This is a genomic window from Pseudoalteromonas sp. SaAl2 (assembly GCF_052947895.1).
In genome coordinates, this window is the sequence record NZ_CM129605.1 from 1,047,255 (window position 1) to 1,069,592 (window position 22,338).

Sequence of the window (22,338 nt, forward strand, 5' to 3'; positions counted from 1 at the left end):
AGTTAAGCTGCATCAGCCTTGTTGTCTGTACTTTTGCGTGCGGCTTTACCTGCTAATAAATCAGCTGGGTCAAAGTCATCAACGTTAATAACATCTAAGCGCGCTTTTTCAACATCAGCCAGCTTGTCAGCTTCGGCTTGCGTAAGAATACCGGCATCAAGGCCCATCTGCGCTACTTTATCAAGTTGGAAGAACGGTAACTTAACGCCTTTCTCACGACATACTTTATCAAATAAAGGCTCAACAGCTAGCACGTCTTTAAGCGTTTGTTCTTGACGGCCTACTAAGTTAAGTGGTTCATTGGTTAAGTATACATAGCTTGCAAGACGGTTACGGGTTTCACTTGGAACTTGTAATAGCTGTGCTAATTTATGTTCCAGTTTGTCTGTTGGTTTACGAACCGGGCGACCAAATGGGAATAACATTAGCTTAAGTGCTGCACGTAACGGCGCCGATGGCATATTATTAATTAAATCGGCTAACGCTCGTTGGCAGTGATAAAGGTGATCTTGGCAGCTCCATTGAACAAGCGCAAAGTCTTCTTTTTTGCGGCCTTCGTCGTTATAGCGTTTTAGCGTAGCAGACACCAAGTATAGGTAGCTTAGTAAATCACCTAAACGTGCAGAGATACGCTCTTTACGTTTTAATGAACCACCAAATACAGCCATACTAATATCTGACATTAACGCAAGTGAGGCACTAAAGCGTGATGCGATACGGTAAAACTCAGCTGTTTCATCTTTATAAGGAGTACTTGCAAAACGTGCGCCAGTAAACGCTAGCCACTTAGTACGTACTAAATTAGAAATAGTAAAACCAATGTGACCCATTAGTGCTTTATCAAATACCGCAAGTGCTTCTTCACGGTCTTCAATTGAACATGCGTTTAACTCAGTTAAAACGAATGGGTGACAACGGATAGCTCCTTGACCGTAAATAATCATGTTACGGGTTAGGATATTTGCGCCTTCAACGGTAATGGCAATCGGCGCACCTTGGTAGCCACGGCCTAAGTAGTTATTTGGCCCAAGCATGATACCTTTACCGCCATGAACATCCATTGCATGAATGGTTGAATCACGCATTTGCTCAGTTAAGTGGTATTTAATAATCGCTGAAACAACCGATGGCTTTTCACCTAAATCTACCGCGCCGGTAGACATGCTCACTGCTGCATCTGAGCTGTAAGCGTAACCGGCAAGTTTTGCAAGTGACTCTTCAACCCCTTCCATTTGACCAATAGGCAAACGGAACTGGCGACGAATGCGGCTATATGAACCACTGGCCAGGGCGATTGTTTTAATGCCACCCACAGAGTTTGAAGGCAGGGTAATTGCACGACCAACAGATAAACATTCAACCAGCATACGCCAGCCTTGACCGGCCATTTCTGGGCCACCAATAATATAATCAAGTGGTACAAAAATGTCTTTACCGCGAGTTGGGCCATTTTGGAACGGCACATTAAGCGGGAAATGGCGACGGCCAATTTCAACACCAGGCATATCCGTAGGGATAAGCGCACAGGTAATACCAAGATCTTTTGTATCACCTAAAAGGCCGTCAGGATCTTGCATTTTAAACGCCAGGCCAAGTACTGTCGCTACTGGCGCAAGCGTAATGTAACGTTTGTTCCATGTTAAGCTTATACCAACAACTTCTTCGCCTTCCCACATACCTTTACATACAACGCCGTAATCAGGAATTGCACTGGCATCAGAACCAGCTTCCGGAGAGGTTAGGGCAAAACATGGAATTTCTGCACCGCTTGCTAAACGAGGAAGATAATGATTTTTTTGATCTTCTGTACCGTAGTGCTGTAGTAACTCGCCTGGACCTAGTGAGTTAGGTACACCCACAATTGACGAAAGCAAAGTCGATTTACTGGTTAGCTTTTGTAATACACACGATTGTGCAAACGCAGAAAACTGTAAGCCGCCGTATTCTTTTTTGATGATCATGGCAAAGAATTTATTATCTTTTAGATATTGCCAAACATCTTGCGGTAAATCAGTTAGCTCGTGAGTGGCTTCCCAATCATCTAGCATACTACATACAGTTTCAACCGGACCATCAATAAATGCTTGCTCTTCAATGGTGAGCTTAGGCATTGGATACTGATGTAGTTTTTGCCAATCAGGGCGGCCGCAAAATAAATCGGCTTCCCACCACGTAGTACCTGCATCAATAGCTGATTTCTCAGTGTCAGACATGGTAGGCGTTACTTTTTTAAACGCAGCAAAAATTGGTTTTATAATATATTGCTGGCGAATGCCAGTAACAGACAGTGGCACAGCGATGATTAAAAAGATCAACCAGCTAATTGCACCAAAAGCACCGGCAAAGGTGCCGATAACAAGGGTTGCGATAGAAACGCCAAGGGCTGTGTTCCAGCTCGCTCTGTGGTAACTCGCGATGCTAAGCAACACGATTAAACCAAGTATAAATATGAGTGTCATGTATTCAATCCTTAATAGAGGTCAGACCACCTTCGTTAGAGTAGCGCTAGAATCGGTAATTATCAAGTGGCTAACTAAGATTATCTGTCAGTTTAGTCACATGTTCGTAAAGAGTATAGGATAAGCGGCTAACATAAGCTTGCCTTGATGTTGCTTATGTTTAACAATGCTAGCCTAGATCTCAGTTCTTCGTTTGTATAAACATTGTGTTTAAGGGTTAATTTATTTTATGTGTGAGTTGCTTGGCATGTCGGCGAATGTGCCGACAGATATTTGTTTTAGTTTTTCGGGCTTACTGGAGCGCGGTGGTAACACGGGCCCACATAAAGATGGTTGGGGTATTACCTTTTATGAAGGCAAGGGCTGTCGTACTTTTAAAGATCCTGAGCCTAGCTGCCAGTCTGAAATTGCCAAGTTAGTTAAAGCATACCCAATAAAAAGTGTATCGGTGATAAGCCACATTCGCCAAGGTAATCGGGGTCGTGTCTGTCTTGAAAATACTCACCCATTTACCCGTGAGTTATGGGGGCGCGAAATTACCTATGCTCATAATGGTCAGCTTTCGAATTATCATGATTTAAAACCTGAGTATTATCGCCCTGTCGGTAACACTGACAGTGAGTTGGCTTTTTGTTGGTTGCTCGATAAAATCCGTGAAAAATACCCAAAACGCCCATCCAATATGGCATCCGTATTTCGTTATGCGGCAAAGCTTTCGCATACACTTCGAGAAAAGGGAGTATTCAACATGCTGCTTACTGATGGGGTGTATGTATTAGCGTATTGTACCAATAACTTACATTGGATCACCCGCCGCGCACCCTTTGGTAAAGCAACTTTAATAGATGCCGATATGGTGGTTGATTTTCAACAAGAAACCACACCTAACGATGTGGTTACTGTGATTGCAACTCGCCCTTTAACAAACGATGAACGTTGGCAAAAAATGGAACCAGGTGAATTCGCGTTATTTAAAATGGGTGAATTAATTTAGTTTTAGAAGTACCACCACTTTAATTATACTTCAAGATTTAGCTAACTATCTGAAGTATAGTACTCACTTAGCACAAGCTCATAGATTCTTAGAGTATGTAATTAATTACATACTCTAACGGCAAACTAAGAAGTTAAAATTTCGTTAGTTAAGAGAAATTACATCAAAGCTGGCTGGGCTAAGTGAAAGTTATCAATAAAGATAATTTTACACCTTGTTTAAAGCTTTAATCTTATAACTACTCCCACAAAACCCATTAACACCACTACTATCCACACTGGCAAATTACCATATTGACTATAAATGCTATCACCTTCAATAAGCTTAACGTTTACTTTTAGGGTTTCTGCCTTGAACTGTGGCATGCTGATTTGAGTTTGACTAATTGGATCGTACACGCCGCTGATGCCGTTGTTTGTTACTCGAATAAGCGGGCGTTGTAATTCAAGGGCACGCATACGGGCAATTTGCATATGTTGGTGAGGGCCGTGGGAGGCGCCAAACCAGGCATCATTACTTACGGTAAATAAAATATCAGACTCGTTGTGGTAATTACCACGCACTAAATCAGCAAAGGCGATTTCGTAGCAGATAGCAGGCAGAATATTTAGGCCGTTGGCGCGTAGATTGTTTTGTACTTCATCGCCACGGGTGAACGAGGACATGGGTAAATCAAACAAAGGCGCGATAGGGCGCAGAATATCTTCAAACGGCACAAACTCACCAATCGGCAGCAACTGGTGTTTTTGATAGCGGTTTTTACCTAAGTATTGATAATGGCCGTGCTCGTCACCACGTTCTTTATTACCTAGCACTATAAGGGTATTGAAGATAGTTTTGGTATCAAGCTGGTAGTCGACAATACCGGTAATAAGGGCGGTGTTGTTAAACGAGGCGGCGCTATCAAGGCCAGCTAAAAAGCTGTCAGCGAGGGCTTCTATTTCAGGCACTGCAGCTTCTGGCCAAACGACTAAGTCAGCGTTCCAGTGAGGACGAGTCATGTCTTGATACTTACTCATGGTAGTCCAAAATTCACTGGGTTCAAAGCGCAGATGTTGCTTTATATTACCCTGAACGAGTAATGTGCTGATGGTTTTATTGTTATAGTGAGGGCTTTGAAATATATTGCCAATCAGTGAAATGAGGGCAATGAAGGCTGCCGTTGCAATCGTACTCTTTAAACTGCGATTGAACAGTAATTGGTAAAATGAAAATGCAATGGCAATACAGATTAATGTTAGGCCAAACTCACCCACCGTGGGCGCTAAATAATTTAACGGGCTATCGGTTTGTGTATAGCCAAAGCTTAGCCAAGGAAAGCCAGTTAGCACCACACCACGTAAATACTCTGTTACAGCAAAACCGCTAATAAGTAATAACCCATAGCTATGTGCGCCGCTAGCAAAGCGTGTAGCAAACATAAAGGCAAGGGCTGGGTAAATAGCTAGATAGGCACATAACAGCACCATAAGCAGCACTGAGGCTGCCAGTGGCATACCGCCGAATGTGGCTATAGAGACATGCACCCAACTTATGCCAGCACCAAACCACCCTAGACCAAAAAGAAAGCCATATTTAGCGGCTTGTTTACTGGGCTTTTTACCGTATTGTTGGTTATATGAAGTGTAAATTGCCACAATTAGGCAAACAAAGGTCAGGGGCCAAATCCCGAATGGAGCGTAGCTTAAAGTTAAAAAGAGGCCCGCAACCAGTGCGAGCCATGCTTTTTTATCTTTAGCTAAATGTAGGCAGTTAGTCAGTATTGTCTTCACTGTCGCTGTCTTCAGCCTTAGGTACAGTAACTTGTAGTTGCAATAACCGACGGTTATCTGCATTAGTTACTTTAAATTGTAGGCCATCGATTTCGATGGTTTCGCCGCGCCCTGGCATATGGCCAAACGCATGCAACACAGTGCCGCCAATTGTGTCGGCTTCTTGTGTGCTGTAGCCTGTTTTAAACTTTTCGTTAAAATCATCAACAGGTGTTAGCGCTTGCACTACATATACATGCTTGGCAAGTTGGCGAATATCCTGTTGTTCTTCTTCTTCGTCATGCTCGTCTTCAATCTCGCCGACGATGATTTCTAAGATATCTTCTATTGTAACGAGCCCTGATACACCGCCGTATTCATCAATAACAATAGCCATGTGGTAGCGTTGTTGTCGAAATTCATTCAGTAGTGTGTCTACGCGTTTACTCTCAGGCACCACAACGGCTGGGCGTAAGTAATCGCGTAAAGAGGGTAATTGATCGTCTTTATTTAATATTAACGGCAATAAATCTTTTGCTAATAAAATACCTTCTACATGATCTTTGTCTTCGCATACCACAGGAAAACGTGAATGCGTTGAATCAACCATCATCGGAATTAATTGCTCTAGCTGTGCATCAACTTCTAAGGTGATCATTTGTGAGCGCGGGATCATGATGTCTCGCACTTTAAGCTCAGATACACCAAGCACACCTTCAATCATCTCTTTGGTTTCAGGATCAATGACATCCCGTTCTTGCGCATCGGCAATTACTTCAACCAGCTCTTCTCTATTCTGGGGTTCCCCTTGCAACATTTGGGTAATTCTACCCAACCAGGTCTTGCTAGAAGAAACCCTGGCTAGTCTGCGAGTTATCGTCGCTCATTGCGTCTATCTGCTCCGTTAATTTAAATATCGTCCCGATATGGGTCTGCTATGCCTAGATCGGCAAGTAATTGCTTTTCTATGCTTTCCATCTCATTCGCATCTTCATCCTTTATATGGTCAAATCCAAGTAAATGCAAGCATCCGTGGATCACCATATGGGCAAAGTGGTCATGAAAGGTCTTTTCTTGTTCATTTGCTTCGGCTAAAACAATCGCTGGGCAAATGATTAAATCACCTACTAATGGGAGTTCAATTCCCGGTGGTGCTTCAAATTCAAACGACAAAACATTTGTCGGCTTATTTTTACCACGGTAATCATTATTTAGCTGTTGGCTTTGTTCTTCATCAGCAATAACAATGGTTAGCTCTGATTCGTCGCGATATTGACTGAGTACTTTGTTAGCCCATAAGGCGAATTGTTCAAGGCTCGGTAAGTTGTCAAACTCACAGGCTATTTGTAAATCAAGTTCTGTTGTCACAGTATTACTCTTTAGTCTCAGGGTCTGATTGCTCGGCATTGGCGAGTAAATCTTTAGCGCGTTGTTTTTCGGCGCGTTTAATTCGGTCTGCTTCGTCGTTGCGCTCATAGGCTTCAACAATACGGGCAACAACAGGGTGACGAACAACATCGTGTGATTGGAAAAAGTTAAAACTGACTTCTTCAACATCACTGAGCACTTCAATGGCGTGTCGAAGGCCAGAGCGAGCACCGCGCGGTAAATCAACTTGGGTGATATCACCAGTGATTACCGCTTTAGAGTTAAAGCCGATACGTGTTAAGAACATTTTCATTTGTTCTACAGTGGTATTTTGGCTTTCATCTAAAATAATAAAGGCATCGTTTAGTGTACGACCACGCATAAAAGCAAGTGGCGCTACTTCAATAACATTTTGTTCAAGTAGCTTTTCAACTTTTTCAAAACCCATCATTTCAAATAACGCGTCGTATAACGGTCGCAGGTATGGGTCGATTTTCTGGCTTAAATCACCAGGTAGAAAGCCCAGTCGCTCACCCGCTTCTACAGCGGGGCGGGTAAGTAGAATTCGGCGTATTTCCTGGCGCTCTAGGGCATCAACGGCTGCGGCTACTGCTAGGTATGTTTTACCCGTACCAGCAGGTCCAATACCAAAGGTAATATCGTGACGAAATATATTCGATACATAATGCCCTTGGTTATCGTTACGAGGTTTAATTACTCCTCGACGCGTTTTTATCACTACTTCTTTGCCATATTCGCTTAACTCGTCTTGTTCGAGGGCTGTTGATTCAGTTATGGCTAAATGCACTGTGTTCGGTTCAATATCGTTAACCACACCACGTACAGGCTGGGTTTCAACATACAAGTCTTTAACGATTTCCATCGCAGCAAAGGCACTTGTTGTTTTACCGGTAATTTTGAAGTAGTTATCGCGATGAGTGATCTCGACGCCCAAGCGGCGTTCAATTTGTTTGATATTTTCGTCAAACGGGCCGCATAAAGAAGAAAGGCGTTTATTGTCGGAGGGCTCTAAATAAATCTCTAATTTTTTTAATTGATTACTCAAAATTGCTTCCTGTTGTGGTGTGCCAGCTGTTGCTGGCACAATCATTATCGCCTACGGAACAAATGTCGCAACACCGATTTCATTCGGCGTTACTTGTGGTTCAGGTTGCGCTGCTTTACTTAAAATTTCAGCAGGAGCAACATCACGGCGTAAGTTCATTTCGGATTCTGTACGAATTAAGTCACCACGTAAAGAGTTAGGCAGTGCTTCAGTAATACGTACATCAACAAACTGACCGATCACATTATGTGGGCCTACAAAGTTCACAACACGGTTGTTTTCAGTACGGCCACGCAGCTCCATAGGATTTTTCTTTGATGGACCTTCAACGAGTATACGTTGCTCGGTATTAAACATTTGACGGCTGATTTGCTGCGCCATTTGAGTAATACGGTTTTGTAATAAGTATAAACGCTCTTTTTTCTCTTGCTCAGAGACATCATCAGGCAAATCAGCGGCTGGTGTACCTGGACGAGCACTGTATATAAAGCTAAAGCTCATATCAAAACCAATTTCGTTAATTAGGTTCATTGTGGCTTCAAAGTCCATCTTACTTTCACCAGGAAAACCAATAATGAAATCAGACGACATGCTTAAATTAGGGCGAATTTTACGCAGCTTACGAATTGTTGATTTGTACTCAAGTGCGGTATGGCCGCGCTTCATTAAGTTTAAAATGCGGTCAGAACCACTTTGCACTGGTAGGTGCAAGTGATCAACCAGCTCAGGTACATCTGCGTAGGCGTCAATAATATCAGGTGTAAATTCTACTGGATGCGATGTGGTATAACGAATACGGTCAATACCATCAATTGCAGCAACATACCGAATCAAATCGGAGAAGTAACAAATTTCACCATCGTAAGTTTCACCGCGGTAGGCGTTCACGTTTTGTCCAAGTAGGTTAACCTCACGTACACCTTGTTCTGCAAGTTGGGCAACTTCAAGTAATACGTCATCAAGCGGGCGGCTTACTTCTTCACCACGAGTATAAGGTACTACGCAGAAAGTACAGTATTTTGAGCAGCCTTCCATGATTGAAACAAATGCACTTGGGCCTTCTGCTTTAGGCTCTGGTAAGCGGTCAAACTTTTCAATTTCAGGGAATGAAATATCAACCACAGAGCTACCTTTATTACCTTGTACTTGTTTTATCATTTCAGGTAAGCGGTGTAACGTTTGCGGGCCAAAAATCACATCAACAAAAGGGGCACGTTGGCGAATAGAGTCACCTTCTTGGGAGGCTACGCAGCCACCAACACCAATAATTAAATCAGGCTTATCATCTTTTAATAACTTCCAACGCCCCAGTTGATGAAACACCTTTTCTTGTGCTTTTTCACGAATTGAACACGTATTGAGTAGAATGACATCTGCTTCACCGGCTTCTTCAGTTAACTGATAGCCGTTGGTTGCATCGAGGAGATCCGCCATTTTCTGAGAGTCGTACTCATTCATCTGACAACCCCAAGTTTTAATATGCAGCTTTTTACTCATTGAAATATAGCCTCGTTTTCAATTCGGTAGTGGCACTAAAGTGTGCTAGAAACAGGATTAAGTGATGTGAGCATTTAAATGCCCGCTAACTTAAAGGACGCGTATTTTATCTGGATACCCGCCCAGATCCAAGTATAGATTTGATCTTTGTGGTTTGAAATCAAACAAACTGTGCAATTGTACGGCTAAGGATTAAAGCAACTCGCATTTTTTCAACTAAGTACGTTACAATCAACTCCATAATTAGTGACCTTAGTTGTGATTAAAAATATGAAAAAAAACAAAGTTATTGTTGTTGGCGGTGGGATGGTCGGTGCCGCAATGGCAGTAAAGTTAGCAAAACAAGGTTGTGATGTACGTGTGATAGAACAACGACCTATTAATGCTGAGCAAGTACTGCAAAGCGAGACTATCGATATACGCGTATCTGCTATTAATCGTTTTTCTGAAAACCTGTTAGATGATCTGGGTGCTATGGCGTACTTAAAACAGTCACGCTTAGCGCCATACCAACAATTAGAAGCGTTTGAACATGTAGGCGATAATCTCTTGTTTGACTGTAACGATATTAACGCTTCACATTTGGGTCATTTAATCGAGAACAAATTAATTCAAGCCAGTTTATGGCAGCAGTTTGAACAACATGATATTGAAGTACTTGATATTAAGTCACCGATTTGTGCTATTGAACAAACAACGCAAGATATTAGCCTAATTTATGGTGAAGAGCGTTACAGTGCTGATTTAGTCATCGCAGCAGACGGCGGCCAGTCTCAATTACGCACACAAGCAAATATTGGGGTAACTGGTTGGCAATATCAACAACACTGTATGGGCGTTTTGATTAAATTGGATGCCCCGCAGCAGATTAAAACATGGCAACAGTTTAAACCTACTGGCCCAGTTGCATTTTTACCTATGCAGGCTCCTTATGCTAATTTAATTTGGTATGACGACGCAGCTAAGTTACAAAGTTTAAATAAATTAACCAAAGTGCAGTTAAAACAACAAATAATCGAAAACTTTGCGCCCCTAGCAGGTGATTTTGAAATTGTTAATCAAGCGGTCTTCCCACTTGCTCGCCAACACGCTAATAAATATTCAGCAGGACGTTTAGTATTAGTGGGAGATGCAGCACATACGATAAATCCTTTAGCTGGGCAGGGGGTAAATCTTGGCTTTCAAGATGTAGCAGCCCTTGGTGATATTTTAGCAGCAGCAGATGACATTGGTGCTGTGAAACACCTTAAACACTACGAGCAAACCCGTCGCAAAGCAAACTTGTTGATGATGAGTATGATGGATGCTTGTTATTTTGGTTTTTCGAATCAATTGACACCTTTACAATGGGCGCGTAACCGCTTTTTAAAGTTAGCGAATAATACCGGTCCGGTAAAAAACTGGGTTTTGAAATATGCGATTAGTGGTGAATTGAAATGACTAAATTACAAGTGGAGTGGGTGAAAGCTCACTCAAACAATTTTGATTAAAGATTAAAGATTAAAGATTAAAGATTAAAGATTAAAGATTAAAGATTAAAGATTAAAGATTAAAGATTAAAGATTAAAGATTAAAGATTAAAGATTAAAGATTAAAGAGGGAGGTAGTAAGAAATTGGCTGGGATACCAGGATTTGAACCTGGGAATGCCAGGATCAAAACCTGGTGCCTTACCGCTTGGCGATATCCCAACTCTAAATTTGGATGAGTTTTAGTTCTAATTAAGAACATGGTGCGGAAGGAGAGACTTGAACTCTCACAACCGAAGTTACTGGAACCTAAATCCAGCGCGTCTACCAATTCCGCCACTCCCGCAGTTCTTAGAATGCAATTAATTGTTTTGGAACCTAAATCCAGCGTCTAATTCAAAACAACTGCCAATTCCGCCACTCCCGCATCAAAGGGTTTGCTTTTTTATACTCATAGCGAGAGTTATTCTTAAACAACATTTCTTTGGTAGAAGAAGTTGGCTGGGATACCAGGATTTGAACCTGGGAATGCCAGGATCAAAACCTGGTGCCTTACCGCTTGGCGATATCCCAACTAAGAATTATTTGATAGTTTTAGTTCTTATCAAGAACATGGTGCGGAAGGAGAGACTTGAACTCTCACAACCGAAGTTACTGGAACCTAAATCCAGCGCGTCTACCAATTCCGCCACTCCCGCATACAGCTTATATTTAAACTCTTAACAGAGCTTTCTTAAACAACATTTCTTTGGTAGAAGAAGTTGGCTGGGATACCAGGATTTGAACCTGGGAATGCCAGGATCAAAACCTGGTGCCTTACCGCTTGGCGATATCCCAACTAAGAATTATTTGATACTTTTAGTTCTTATCAAGAACATGGTGCGGAAGGAGAGACTTGAACTCTCACAACCGAAGTTACTGGAACCTAAATCCAGCGCGTCTACCAATTCCGCCACTCCCGCATCGAGTATACAGGTAATACTGTTTTGGAACCTAAATCCAGCGTCTAATTCAAGACAACTGCCAATTCCGCCACTCCCGCATATTTGTGTAATAAAACACATGGTAGTTATTTTAAACTCTTCATTGAGTGCAATTTAACTCTTGCAGAGCCACTTCTAAAATAAGAAATGGTGGCTAAGACGGGATTTGAACCTGTGACCCCATCATTATGAGTGATGTGCTCTAACCAGCTGAGCTACTTAGCCATTGTTGGCTGGGATACCAGGATTTGAACCTGGGAATGCCAGGATCAAAACCTGGTGCCTTACCGCTTGGCGATATCCCAACAGAAAACAAGTGATAATTTTAATTCTTATCAAGAATATGGTGCGGAAGGAGAGACTTGAACTCTCACAACCTAAGTTACTGGAACCTAAATCCAGCGCGTCTACCAATTCCGCCACTCCCGCATTATCAATTTGAGTTAATCAAATAGATGGTAGTTATTTTAAACTCTTCATTGAGTACAAAAAAGAATGGTGGCTAAGACGGGATTTGAACCTGTGACCCCATCATTATGAGTGATGTGCTCTAACCAGCTGAGCTACTTAGCCATCTTTTTTGTTAGCACTTCATCGCTGAGTGCGGGGCGTATTATGCTGATATGACCCAAATCCGTCAACACCTTTTTTGCAAAAAAACACTTATCAGGGTTTGTTTGCAGGAAAATTAAGCGAAGAGGCTATTTTTTATTAAAAACGGTGTTTTTTTAGCAAGTAAATGAGCATCAATACTCGCGTCACTATTATTCGATAATAGCACAAAAACAAAAAAGGCTCGTAAATACGAGCCTTTAAAATCATCGCCAAACATTATTTAGCGTAAATAGTAACTATACGTTGAACAAGAAGTTCATTACATCGCCATCTTTAACAATGTACTCTTTACCTTCTTGACGCATTTTACCTGCTTCTTTTGCACCACTTTCCCCTTTAAAAGAGATGTAGTCATCATAAGCAATCGTTTGTGCGCGGATAAAGCCACGTTCAAAGTCGGTATGGATTTTACCTGCTGCTTGTGGTGCCGTTGCACCAACAGGGATGGTCCATGCACGAACTTCTTTTACGCCAGCCGTAAAGTAAGTTTGTAGATGGAGTAATTCATAGCCACCACGGATTACGAGGTTAAGCCCGGGTTCTGCTAAACCAAGGTCAGCCATAAATTCAAGTTTGTCTTCTTCTTCAAGCTCAGAAAGCTCTGACTCAATCGCTGCACATACAGGAACAACAACAGCATCTTCTGCTGCTGCAATTTCACGTACGCGGTCAAGGAGCGGGTTATTTTCAAAACCATCTTCAGCAACGTTAGCAATATACATAGTTGGTTTGATAGTTAAAAAGTTGATAGAAGCAATGGCAGCTTTTTCTTCTTTAGTTAGTTCTAAAGAACGTAAAGTTAACCCTTCATCAAGGTGTACTTTTACTTTTTCAAGCACAGCATTTTGCTCTTTTGCGTCTTTATCGCCGCCTTTTGCTTTTTTAGCATTACGGAAAAGCGCCTTATCAGCACTGTCCATATCCGCAAGTACTAGCTCAGTGTTGATTACATCGATATCGTCAGCTGGATCAATAGTACCTGCAACGTGAATGACGTTTTCGTCTTCAAAGCAACGCACAACATGGCCAATCGCATCTGTTTCACGAATATTGGCTAAAAATTGATTACCTAGACCTTCACCTTTTGATGCGCCTTTTACTAATCCTGCAATATCGACAAACTCCATACTGGTTGGAAGAATGCGCTGAGGATTAACTATTTTTGCAAGTTCGTCTAAGCGAGCGTCAGGAACCGGAACCACACCTGTGTTTGGTTCGATGGTACAAAAAGGGAAGTTAGCGGCTTCAATGCCCGCTTTGGTTAATGCATTAAATAATGTAGATTTACCAACATTTGGTAAACCAACGATACCACATTTAAAACCCATAGTAAGATACCTTGTTTAGATCCGTTCAACCGATTTAATAACTATGTTACTAGGGTTTAAACGAATGAAGTCTGTTTTGTGCTTTTAACACACCGTCTTTTGCAAGTATTTCCATACAACGAACTGCTTCATCTACAGCGGCATCCATTTTTTCTTGGTCTTCTTTGGCTGCTTTTCCAAGCACCCAACCAGTGACCATTTCACGATGTCCAGGATGACCTATACCAACGCGTAAACGCATAAAGTCTTTTTGATTTGCCATTTTTGCAATAATGTCTTTTAAGCCATTATGACCGCCATGTCCGCCGCCTTTCTTTAATTTAGCAACGCCCGGGTCTAAATCCATTTCATCATGTGCAACTAAGATGTTTTCAATAGGGATTTTGAAAAAATTGGCTAAACTACTGACCGATTTACCACTTAAATTCATGTAAGTGGTGGGGATCAATAATTTGAATTCTTGGCCTTGAATGATCACTTTGCCGGTAAGGCCGTGATATTTAGGATCGTGTTTAAGCGTACAGTTGTAGCGTGCTGCGAGTTGCTCGATGAACCAAGCACCTGCATTGTGGCGTGTGTTTGCGTATTCGGGGCCTGGATTAGCCAGGCCCACAAGCATTTGAATAGAATTCAAGGTGCAAGACCTTAAATATTATTCTGCAGCGTCTGAAGCTTCTTCGTCTTCAGCTGGAGCTGCTTTGTTAGCTTTAATAGTAACTATTGACTGATCGTGGCCTTCACCTTTAGCAAGTTCAACTGATTGAACGCCAGAAGGAAGTTTAAGTTCAGAAAGGTGGATTGAATCACCAGCTACTAGGTCAGAAACGTCAACTTCAACGAATTCTGGAAGTGCTTTTGGAAGACATGTGATTTCAACTTCAGTTAACTGGTGAACAACAGTCGCACCAAGTTTAGTTACTTTATCTTCGCCGATGAAGTGAAGAGGAACTTTAGTATGAAGCTTATGAGTAGCGTCAACACGTTGGAAATCAAGGTGAGTAAGCTTTGGCTTGAATGGGTGACGTTGAATATCTTTTAAGATAGCTTCAACAGACTCGCCGCCAATGTTAAGCGTAAGAATGTGAGTGTAAAAACCTTCGCTTTCTTGTGCTTTGATCATATCTTTATGAGCAAGAGTAAGCGCTACTGCTTCTTTATCTGCACCGTATAGGATTGCAGGTACTTTGTCTTCGCGACGTAGGCGGCGGCTCGCACCAGTACCAGTTTCTACGCGAAGTTCAGCGTCATAAGTGTAAGTTGTATTAGACATAATGTCTCCAGTAATTTAAAAGTGTTAGGGCCTTTGCGACCAAGGTCCCTAGCCAAAAGGCGCGCTATCATACCACCACCTATTAGCAAAAGAAACACAGGGGTAAAAAAAAGCGCCATTTAGGCGCTTTAATCACTAATAAAAGTGTTCTTAATGTTCAAACATCGCAGAGATAGACTCTTCGTTGCTAATACGACGAATCGTTTCAGCAAGCATATCTGCCAATGTCAGTACTTTAATTTTGTCAATTGTTTTTAATTCTTCAGTTAATGGGATTGAATCGGTAACAATTACTTCATCAATGACTGAATTACGAATGTTCTCTGCTGCAGCACCTGATAAAACAGGGTGTGTTGCATAAGCAAAAACACGCTTAGCGCCATGTTCTTTTAATGCTTCAGCTGCTTTACATAAAGTACCACCGGTGTCGATCATGTCATCAACAATGATACAGTCACGGCCTTCAACGTCACCGATAATATGCATTACTTGAGAAACATTTGCTTGTGGACGACGTTTATCAATAATAGCAAGGTCAGTATCGTTGAGTAGTTTAGCGATAGCACGGGCACGTACTACACCACCAATATCAGGAGATACAACAACAACATCATCAAATTGACGTTCCTTCATATCTTCCAATAATACTGGGCTACCAAATACGTTATCAACTGGCACATCAAAGAAGCCTTGGATTTGCTCTGCGTGTAAGTCAACCGTAAGAACGCGGTCAACACCTACACTTGATAGGAAATCAGCAACAACTTTTGCAGTAATTGGCACACGAGCAGAACGTACACGACGGTCTTGACGAGAATAACCAAAATAAGGAATGACGGCTGTAATACGTCCTGCAGACGCACGACGTAATGCATCAACCATAACGATTAACTCCATTAGGTTATCGTTAGTTGGGGCACAGGTTGATTGCACAATAAAAACATCCGAGCCACGAACATTTTCATTAATTTGAACACTGATCTCACCGTCGCTAAAACGGCCAACAACAGCATCGCCTACTTCAATATATAAACGTTTTGCAACTTTTTGAGCTAACTCAGGTGTTGCGTTACCAGCGAAGAGCTTCATGTCAGGCACGGTAGGGTTCCTCAGGCACTGAATTTTGGGACTAACAAACGAGGCAATTGCGTCATTTGTTAACTTACATTGTATTTTACTTGTACGTTACTTGATTGCTTAAATGAATCGCGTTCAACTGCGTATGGGCAGGAGAGGTATTAACGCTACTGGCAATAAAACCGTCCCAATTATGGGGGAGATTTTCAAGAACATGTTGTGCTTCTATTTGCGTTGCAAATTCAACAAAACAACATGAGCCAGTGCCAGTCATCTTAGACGGGGCGTATTTTAGCAACCACTGGAGGGTTTTTTCAACCTCAGGGCAGAGCTTTTTAACTAATGGCTCGCAGTCATTACGTAAAACTTGCTGTTGCCAATCACCTTTGAGCTTTGGTGTGTTACGTGTTAAATCTGGGTGAGTAAAAATTTTAGCGGTACTAACATGCTCACTTGGATGAACCACACAATACCATTTTTGTGCAAGCTCAACGTCGACCAACTTCTCACCAATCCCTTGTGCTAAGGCACTTCGACCATTTATAAATACAGGAACGTCTGCACCAAGGGTCACGCCCAAATGTGCTAATTCAGTAAGAGAAAGCTTACACTGCCATAATGTATTGAGGGCTAAAAGGGTGGTTGCTGCATCAGAGGAACACCACCAACACCGCCTCCCATTGGCAAAATTTTAGTTAAATTTATTTTTGCACCAAGGCTGGTTTTTGTATGCTTTTGCAATAATACAGCTGCTTTATAAATCAAATTGTCCGCTAAAGGGATATTTTCAGTGTCACCAGTTAACTCAATAGCGTTGGTTTTTAATAAAGTAAATTCTAATTGATCGCCATAATTTAAAAATGTGAACAGGGTTTCAAGTTCATGATAGCCATCATCACGACGACCATTTATATGTAAAAATAAATTGAGTTTAGCAGGGGCTAATAATGAAAATTGAGTTAGTGTGCTATTAGTCATGTTTGTTGAAGTACCATTGGTATAATTGAATTTTTATTTTGATGTTTTGATGTTTCAAAGTCAGTTTTTTTGGTAACCAAAATCCTGCATATTGTTGGTAATCACCGTAGCTAATATGCCATTTTTGACCGTTGAGAGACTGCCACATTACATTCTTTGCGCGTCCAAGCTCATCTACTTGCAAAGACTCATTCGAAACCGTGCCTTTAAGCCAATCATCGGCACTGTCCATTGGGATAGTAAATCCAGTTAAACGATTTAATAATTGTGCTGCATTTGTATCGTGATAAGTATCACCGTCATACTCAAGCTCTGCGCCTTGAACATCTTGCTTAAGTGCTAATACGCGAGTGCCAATAAAAGTAGTGAGTATCAGTTCATTAAAGTCATCTTGTTGTTGCCAATTTAAATTAGCTGATTGACGTTCATCGGGGCTAATAAATGCCAGTTTCCCCTCAACTTGCCATGTATTTTGCGCTAAAAGTTTTGCTTTCCAATCAACATAAAGAGACGTTTGGGGGTCAATTTGCTGTGCGCAACCACTTAAAAATAAAAAAAAATGTGAGTAAAATCAAATATAGTCGAATCAAATGTCGTTCCTTACTTTCCATATTCCAATGATTTTTGGTAAAATTACTGCCTTTCGAGCATGGCTTAGCAATATTTGGCACATATGACCATAGTAGCACTTGGTATTAATCATAAAACCGCATCTGTAGAACTGCGTGAAAAAGTCGCATTTTCACCTGAGCAATTATCAGAAGCATTACAGCAATTGAGTGATCATGATCAGTTTAATGAAGCGGTTATCGTATCAACCTGTAACCGTACAGAAATCTATTGTAGCCTTGCTCAGCAAAATTCCCAAATACTGTTGCAATGGTTAGCCAGTTTCCATGGTTTAGATGAACAAGAACTGAGCAATAATATATATTGCCACCAAGATAACGAAGCCATTAACCATTTGATGCGCGTCTCTTGCGGCTTAGATTCGCTTGTCTTAGGTGAGCCACAAATACTTGGCCAAATAAAACAGGCGTATAATAGTGCAAAAAACCACAACTCTGTTGATGTGGTATTCGACCGTTTATTTCAAAAAACGTTTTCAGTGGCAAAACAAGTGCGCACTGAAACTGACATTGGAGCAAGCGCTGTATCTGTTGCATATGCCGCAGTTAATTTAGCAAAGCATATATACGGAAAACTAAATAAGACTAAAGTGTTGCTTATCGGCGCAGGCGAAACCATTGAATTGGTTGCTAAACACTTATATCAAAACGAACCTCAGCAAATAACCGTTGCTAATCGCACAATAGAACGAGCTCGTTCTTTAGCTCAAGACGTATCAGCTGATGTAATCGCGTTAGCACAATTACCTGAGCGTTTGCACCAAGCTGATATAGTTATTAGTTCCACCGCTAGTACTTTGCCTATCATTGGTAAAGGTGTAGTGGAACAAGCGCTTAAACAACGTCGTAATAAACCAATGTTATTTATAGATATTGCGGTTCCCCGGGATATTGAAAGCCAAGTAGGGGAGCTTGATGCTGCCTATTTGTATTCCGTTGATGACTTACAAGCCATTGTGAGCGAGAATATCGCCTCACGCGAGCAAGCGGCAGAAGAAGCACAAGATATTATTACTCATCGCAGTGCTGAATTTGCAATGTGGATGCGTTCACTTGATTCTGTCGATCTAATCCGCAGTTATCGTCAAGATGTACAAGATATAAAGTCTGAGCTGGTTGATAAGGCTATCAGCCAATTAACAACCGGAAAAGATGCAGAAAAAGTAATTTTAGAGCTGGCCAACAAATTAACCAACCGTTTAATGCACGCGCCTACCCGTGCAATTCAAGATGCGGCGAAAAAAGGTGAAGTTGATCAGTTAAGCCAATTAAAGAAAATGTTAGGTATTGATCAGGAATAGCAGTTACATGAAAGAGTCCGTTTATCGTAAATTAGAAACCTTAGTTGAGCGTTATGAAGAAGTGCAAGCGCTGCTAAGTGACCCCTCTGTTATCAGCGATCAAAATCGCTTTCGTGCTCTTTCAAAAGAATACTCGGAGCTGGAAGAAATTGTAAAAGCGTTTTTATCGTACCAACAGTCACAAGACGATGTTGCTACCGCTGAAGAAATGCTAAAAGATTCTGACCCTGATATGCGTGAAATGGCGCAAGAAGAATACAAAGAAGCAAAATCACAAATTCAAATTATTGAAGATCAAATTCAAGTGCTAATGCTGCCAAAGGATCCGCGTGATAATAATAACGTATTTTTAGAAGTGCGAGCAGGAACCGGGGGAGATGAAGCGGCCATATTTGCAGGTGATTTGTTCCGTATGTATACCCGCTACGCTGAAACTAAAAAATGGAAAGTCGAAGTTGTTAGTACGAACGAAGGTGAGCACGGCGGCTTTAAGGAAGTTATTGCAAACATCAGCGGTGAAGGTGTTTACGGCCAACTAAAATTTGAATCAGGCGCGCACCGTGTTCAGCGTGTACCAGAGACCGAATCGCAAGGACGTGTACATACCTCTGCGTGTACGGTAGCTGTTATGGCCGAAATTCCTGAAGCGGAAGCCATTGAAATAAACACCGCAGATATTAAAGTTGATACGTTTCGTGCATCAGGTGCCGGTGGTCAGCATGTTAATAAAACCGACTCAGCAATACGTATCACGCACATTCCAACAGGTGTTGTGGTGGAGTGTCAGGATGAGCGTTCACAACATAAAAACCGTGCTAAAGCGATGTCAGTACTTGCTGCTCGCTTACAACAAGCTGAAGATGAAAAACGTCACGCGGCAGAAGCCTCTGAACGTCGTAACTTAGTGGGAAGTGGTGACCGTTCAGAGCGTATTCGTACTTATAACTACCCACAAGGTCGAATTACTGATCATCGCATTAACTTAACACTGTATCGTTTAAACGAAGTGATCGCTGGTGACTTAGGTTGTGTTGTTGAGCCGCTGATGCAAGAGCACCAAGCTGATTTACTCGCTGCGATGGGTGATGAATAACGGTGACAGACACGGTTGAATCGGCTATCCACAGTGCTACTTTGCTTTTGCAAAATAGCACTGACAGCGCCAAGTTAGATGCGCAAGTATTATTACTTGAGGTATTACAAAAGCCACGAAGTTATTTGTTTTCTTGGCCTGAAAAACAGCTAACTGTTCAACAACAACAATTATTTGATAGTTATTGTCAGCGCCGCTTAAAGGGGGAGCCTGTTGCGCATATTACTGGCACACGCGAGTTTTGGAGTTTGTCACTGCAGGTTAATGCCACCACGCTCATACCTCGTCCAGATACCGAAACTTTAGTTGAAGTTGCACTTGATTTACCGCTTAACGATAATGCCAAGGTTCTTGATTTAGGCACGGGAACAGGGGCAATTGCTTTGGCATTGGCTTCTGAAAAAGCAAATTGGCAAATCACAGGGGTTGACCGCATAGCGCAAGCGGTTGCATTATCGACAATAAATAAACAGCGATTAGGTTTGCAGCACGTTACTTTTTTACAAAGTAACTGGTTTAGTGAAGTCAGTAATCAAAAGTTTGATTTAATAGTAAGTAACCCGCCCTATATTGAGCACAATGATGAACATCTAACCCAAGGGGATGTTCGTTTTGAACCTCTATCAGCATTGGTTGCTGATGATGATGGTATGGCTGATATTAAGCATATTATCACTCAAGCGAGGAACTATTTAGCGCCAAATGGCTATCTACTGTTTGAGCATGGTTATCAACAAAGTATTAAAGTGCATAGTTTTTTTGCACAAATGGCGTATACAAATATACTTACAGTGAAAGATTTAGCAAATAATGATCGTGTAACGTTCGCACAGTGGCCAAAATAAACAACAAAGCGCTGTGAGAATAAAATGTAACTGCCTTCTAAGGACCCAATGTGATGAATGATTTTTTGTTTTCGGATGAGCCACAAGAAGAAGTAAGTAATATTGTTCAGGGAACCTGGAAAGTCATTATTGTTGATGATGAACCTGAAGTACATGCGGTTACTAAACTGGCATTAAGTGACTTTGAATTTCAAGACAAACGCTTAGAGTTTATTAGTGCTTATTCTGGTGAAGAAGCCAAAACAATGATCGATAATCACCCTGATGCAGCAATTGTGCTACTTGATGTGGTCATGGAAACAGATGATGCAGGTTTGAAAGTCGCCCAGTATATCCGCGAAACAGCAAAAAATAATCATATCCGAATCATTCTCCGCACCGGTCAGCCAGGGCAGGCTCCTGAACGCCAAGTGATTGTTAATTATGATATAAACGATTATAAATCGAAGACAGAGCTTACCGCACAAAAGTTATTTACTGTGGTGATGTCGAGCTTACGTTCTTATCGCGATATTTTATCAATTGAGCAATCTCGCCAAGGGCTCGAAAAAATAATTAAAGCCTCAAGAGATATCTTTGCTGCTCATTCACTAGAAAACTTCATCGAAGGGGTTATGCAACAGTTAACCTCTTTGTTAGGGACAGTTGATAAAGCGATGTATGCAACCAGCCTAGTGGCGAGTAACCCAGACGATAATCAAAAAAAAGTTAGTTGTTTTTTCTGGCCGAGGAGACTTTGAACGCAGCGAAGGTAAAGCAATTGAAGACGTGCTTGATAATGAGCAACTACTTGCATGCAAACAAGCATTGCAAGATAAAACAATTGTTTATAAAAATAACTACTTGTTCGCCTATTGTTGCAGTGAATATAACCATAATTCAATGCTGTTCATTTCAGGAATTCCGCAATATTTAACAGATACTCAACGTCATTTGATTGAAATATTTTCACAAAATGTACAGCTAGCGTATGAAAATGTGCAATTGCAGTCAGAAGTTGAAGCCACGCAACAAGAGCTCGTTTTGCGCTTAAGTGAAGCGCTCGAACAACGTTCAACTGAGACTGGCAATCATGTTAAGCGCGTGTCGCATATATGTAACTTATTGGCCTTGGGCTATGGTTTATCAAAGCGAGAAGCTGAATTAATTCGCTTAGCTTCACCGTTGCACGATGTAGGTAAGGTCGGTATACCCGATGCTATTTTAAATAAACCTGACAAGCTAACTACTGAAGAGTGGGCAATAATGCAAACCCATACTGAAAAAGGTCATACAATATTAAAAGGGTCGAAACGCGATATTGTTAAGGCGGGAGCTGAGATAGCCCGTGATCATCATGAAAAATGGGATGGCAGCGGATATCCACAGGGATTAGCAGGTGAAAACATTCATATATTTGGTCGCATTGTGGCATTAGCCGATGTGTACGATGCACTTCGCCATAAGCGTTGTTACAAAGAAGCGTGGGGTGTTGAGGCCGTTGTGAGTGAAATCAACGAGCAAAAAGGCAAGCATTTTGAGCCGAAATTAGTTGATGTATTTAATCAACAAGTAGATGAATTAGAGAAAATATTAGCGTTATACCCAGATTAATTACACCGTCATTTTTATAAACT

General features: G+C 41.5%; 15 protein-coding genes, 10 tRNA genes and 3 pseudogenes. 6 read left to right on the plus strand and 22 right to left on the minus strand.

What is annotated here, in order from left to right; genetic code table 11:
* Window positions 1-2: 2 nt before the first annotated feature.
* Window positions 3-2,459, minus strand: a complete 2,457-nt coding sequence (fadE, locus tag ACU8V8_RS05015; RefSeq protein WP_446889018.1) for an acyl-CoA dehydrogenase FadE — start codon at window positions 2,457-2,459, stop codon at window positions 3-5.
* 229 nt (window positions 2,460-2,688) lie between these two features.
* Here fadE and ACU8V8_RS05020 point away from each other — a divergent pair, with 229 nt between their 5' ends.
* Window positions 2,689-3,453: a class II glutamine amidotransferase gene (locus ACU8V8_RS05020; RefSeq protein WP_099297021.1), complete on the plus strand. Its 765-nt coding sequence runs from the start codon at window positions 2,689-2,691 to the stop codon at window positions 3,451-3,453.
* Window positions 3,454-3,671: 218 nt separating this feature from the next.
* Here ACU8V8_RS05020 and lnt read toward each other — a convergent pair whose 3' ends face one another.
* The 5 genes and pseudogenes from lnt to miaB form a co-directional block, all read right to left on the minus strand.
* A complete protein-coding gene (lnt, locus tag ACU8V8_RS05025) occupies window positions 3,672-5,225 on the minus strand; it encodes an apolipoprotein N-acyltransferase (RefSeq protein WP_446889019.1) in 1,554 nt (517 codons plus the stop codon).
* Window positions 5,206-6,091 (minus strand): annotated as a pseudogene (gene corC, locus ACU8V8_RS05030) (CNNM family magnesium/cobalt transport protein CorC). Before corC ends, lnt begins: the two are co-directional and overlap by 20 nt.
* 22 nt (window positions 6,092-6,113) lie before the next feature.
* A complete protein-coding gene (ybeY, locus tag ACU8V8_RS05035) occupies window positions 6,114-6,572 on the minus strand; it encodes an rRNA maturation RNase YbeY (RefSeq protein WP_256826926.1) in 459 nt (152 codons plus the stop codon).
* Between the two features lie 4 nt (window positions 6,573-6,576).
* Complete coding sequence (locus tag ACU8V8_RS05040) at window positions 6,577-7,638, minus strand: PhoH family protein (RefSeq protein ID WP_290210760.1); 1,062 nt, start codon at window positions 7,636-7,638, stop codon at window positions 6,577-6,579.
* A gap of 51 nt (window positions 7,639-7,689) precedes the next feature.
* Complete coding sequence (gene miaB / locus ACU8V8_RS05045) at window positions 7,690-9,135, minus strand: tRNA (N6-isopentenyl adenosine(37)-C2)-methylthiotransferase MiaB (RefSeq protein ID WP_290210726.1); 1,446 nt, start codon at window positions 9,133-9,135, stop codon at window positions 7,690-7,692.
* A gap of 270 nt (window positions 9,136-9,405) precedes the next feature.
* On the opposite strand from miaB, the gene ACU8V8_RS05050 reads away from it, so the two are divergent.
* A complete protein-coding gene (locus tag ACU8V8_RS05050; protein WP_446889020.1) occupies window positions 9,406-10,575 on the plus strand; it encodes an FAD-dependent oxidoreductase in 1,170 nt (389 codons plus the stop codon).
* A 175-nt stretch (window positions 10,576-10,750) separates the two neighbouring features.
* On the opposite strand, the gene ACU8V8_RS05055 is transcribed toward ACU8V8_RS05050, so the two are convergent.
* The 16 genes and pseudogenes from ACU8V8_RS05055 to lolB all read right to left on the minus strand — a co-directional run bounded on the left by ACU8V8_RS05055 (window position 10,751) and on the right by lolB (window position 17,380).
* A tRNA-Gln gene (locus tag ACU8V8_RS05055) sits at window positions 10,751-10,825 on the minus strand.
* A gap of 39 nt (window positions 10,826-10,864) precedes the next feature.
* Window positions 10,865-10,949, minus strand: a tRNA-Leu gene (locus ACU8V8_RS05060).
* A 152-nt stretch (window positions 10,950-11,101) separates the two neighbouring features.
* A tRNA-Gln gene (locus ACU8V8_RS05065) sits at window positions 11,102-11,176 on the minus strand.
* 40 nt (window positions 11,177-11,216) lie between these two features.
* Window positions 11,217-11,301, minus strand: a tRNA-Leu gene (locus tag ACU8V8_RS05070).
* Between the two features lie 64 nt (window positions 11,302-11,365).
* Window positions 11,366-11,440: transfer RNA gene (locus tag ACU8V8_RS05075), tRNA-Gln, on the minus strand.
* Window positions 11,441-11,480: 40 nt separating this feature from the next.
* Window positions 11,481-11,565: transfer RNA gene (locus tag ACU8V8_RS05080), tRNA-Leu, on the minus strand.
* Window positions 11,566-11,734: 169 nt separating this feature from the next.
* Window positions 11,735-11,811 (minus strand) — tRNA-Met (locus tag ACU8V8_RS05085).
* A gap of 5 nt (window positions 11,812-11,816) precedes the next feature.
* A tRNA-Gln gene (locus ACU8V8_RS05090) sits at window positions 11,817-11,891 on the minus strand.
* A 39-nt stretch (window positions 11,892-11,930) separates the two neighbouring features.
* Window positions 11,931-12,015: transfer RNA gene (locus ACU8V8_RS05095), tRNA-Leu, on the minus strand.
* A 67-nt stretch (window positions 12,016-12,082) separates the two neighbouring features.
* Window positions 12,083-12,159: transfer RNA gene (locus tag ACU8V8_RS05100), tRNA-Met, on the minus strand.
* A 278-nt stretch (window positions 12,160-12,437) separates the two neighbouring features.
* Complete coding sequence (ychF, locus tag ACU8V8_RS05105; RefSeq protein WP_290210728.1) at window positions 12,438-13,529, minus strand: redox-regulated ATPase YchF; 1,092 nt, start codon at window positions 13,527-13,529, stop codon at window positions 12,438-12,440.
* A 49-nt stretch (window positions 13,530-13,578) separates the two neighbouring features.
* Entirely contained in the window at window positions 13,579-14,163 is a 585-nt protein-coding gene (gene pth, locus ACU8V8_RS05110) for an aminoacyl-tRNA hydrolase (protein ID WP_356948027.1), read from the minus strand.
* A gap of 18 nt (window positions 14,164-14,181) precedes the next feature.
* Window positions 14,182-14,799: a 50S ribosomal protein L25/general stress protein Ctc gene (locus ACU8V8_RS05115; protein ID WP_290210729.1), complete on the minus strand. Its 618-nt coding sequence runs from the start codon at window positions 14,797-14,799 to the stop codon at window positions 14,182-14,184.
* A 150-nt stretch (window positions 14,800-14,949) separates the two neighbouring features.
* Entirely contained in the window at window positions 14,950-15,897 is a 948-nt protein-coding gene (locus tag ACU8V8_RS05120; protein WP_290210730.1) for a ribose-phosphate pyrophosphokinase, read from the minus strand.
* Window positions 15,898-15,973: 76 nt separating this feature from the next.
* Window positions 15,974-16,854, minus strand: a pseudogene (gene ispE, locus ACU8V8_RS05125) (4-(cytidine 5'-diphospho)-2-C-methyl-D-erythritol kinase).
* Window positions 16,847-17,380, minus strand: coding sequence for a lipoprotein insertase outer membrane protein LolB (lolB, locus tag ACU8V8_RS05130; protein ID WP_446889586.1), 534 nt, complete (start codon window positions 17,378-17,380; stop codon window positions 16,847-16,849). The pseudogene ispE and the gene lolB overlap by 8 nt, the downstream one beginning before the upstream one ends.
* A gap of 147 nt (window positions 17,381-17,527) precedes the next feature.
* On the opposite strand from lolB, the gene hemA reads away from it, so the two are divergent.
* The 4 genes and pseudogenes from hemA (at window position 17,528) to ACU8V8_RS05150 (ending at window position 22,315) form a co-directional block, all read left to right on the plus strand.
* Window positions 17,528-18,784 (plus strand): glutamyl-tRNA reductase, encoded by a 1,257-nt coding sequence (gene hemA / locus ACU8V8_RS05135; protein WP_290210733.1) that lies wholly within the window; start codon window positions 17,528-17,530, stop codon window positions 18,782-18,784.
* A 7-nt stretch (window positions 18,785-18,791) separates the two neighbouring features.
* On the plus strand, window positions 18,792-19,877 hold the full coding sequence (gene prfA, locus ACU8V8_RS05140; protein WP_290210734.1) for a peptide chain release factor 1: 1,086 nt from the start codon (window positions 18,792-18,794) through the stop codon (window positions 19,875-19,877).
* 2 nt (window positions 19,878-19,879) lie between these two features.
* Entirely contained in the window at window positions 19,880-20,722 is an 843-nt protein-coding gene (gene prmC / locus ACU8V8_RS05145) for a peptide chain release factor N(5)-glutamine methyltransferase (protein ID WP_446889021.1), read from the plus strand.
* 50 nt (window positions 20,723-20,772) lie between these two features.
* Window positions 20,773-22,315 (plus strand): annotated as a pseudogene (locus tag ACU8V8_RS05150) (DUF3369 domain-containing protein).
* The last annotated feature ends 23 nt before the right edge of the window (window positions 22,316-22,338 follow it).

Bases quoted from the DNA above. Each gene is read 5' to 3' on its own strand.
- fadE (WP_446889018.1), bottom strand. From the start codon at position 2,459: ATGACACTCATATTTATACTTGGTTTAATCGTGTTGCTTAGCATCGCG.
- ACU8V8_RS05050 (WP_446889020.1), top strand. From the start codon at position 9,406: ATGAAAAAAAACAAAGTTATTGTTGTTGGCGGTGGGATGGTCGGTGCC.
- ACU8V8_RS05020 (WP_099297021.1), top strand. From the start codon at position 2,689: ATGTGTGAGTTGCTTGGCATGTCGGCGAATGTGCCGACAGATATTTGT.
- miaB (WP_290210726.1), bottom strand. From the start codon at position 9,135: ATGAGTAAAAAGCTGCATATTAAAACTTGGGGTTGTCAGATGAATGAG.
- prfA (WP_290210734.1), top strand. From the start codon at position 18,792: ATGAAAGAGTCCGTTTATCGTAAATTAGAAACCTTAGTTGAGCGTTAT.
- ACU8V8_RS05115 (WP_290210729.1), bottom strand. From the start codon at position 14,799: ATGTCTAATACAACTTACACTTATGACGCTGAACTTCGCGTAGAAACT.
- hemA (WP_290210733.1), top strand. From the start codon at position 17,528: ATGACCATAGTAGCACTTGGTATTAATCATAAAACCGCATCTGTAGAA.
- ychF (WP_290210728.1), bottom strand. From the start codon at position 13,529: ATGGGTTTTAAATGTGGTATCGTTGGTTTACCAAATGTTGGTAAATCT.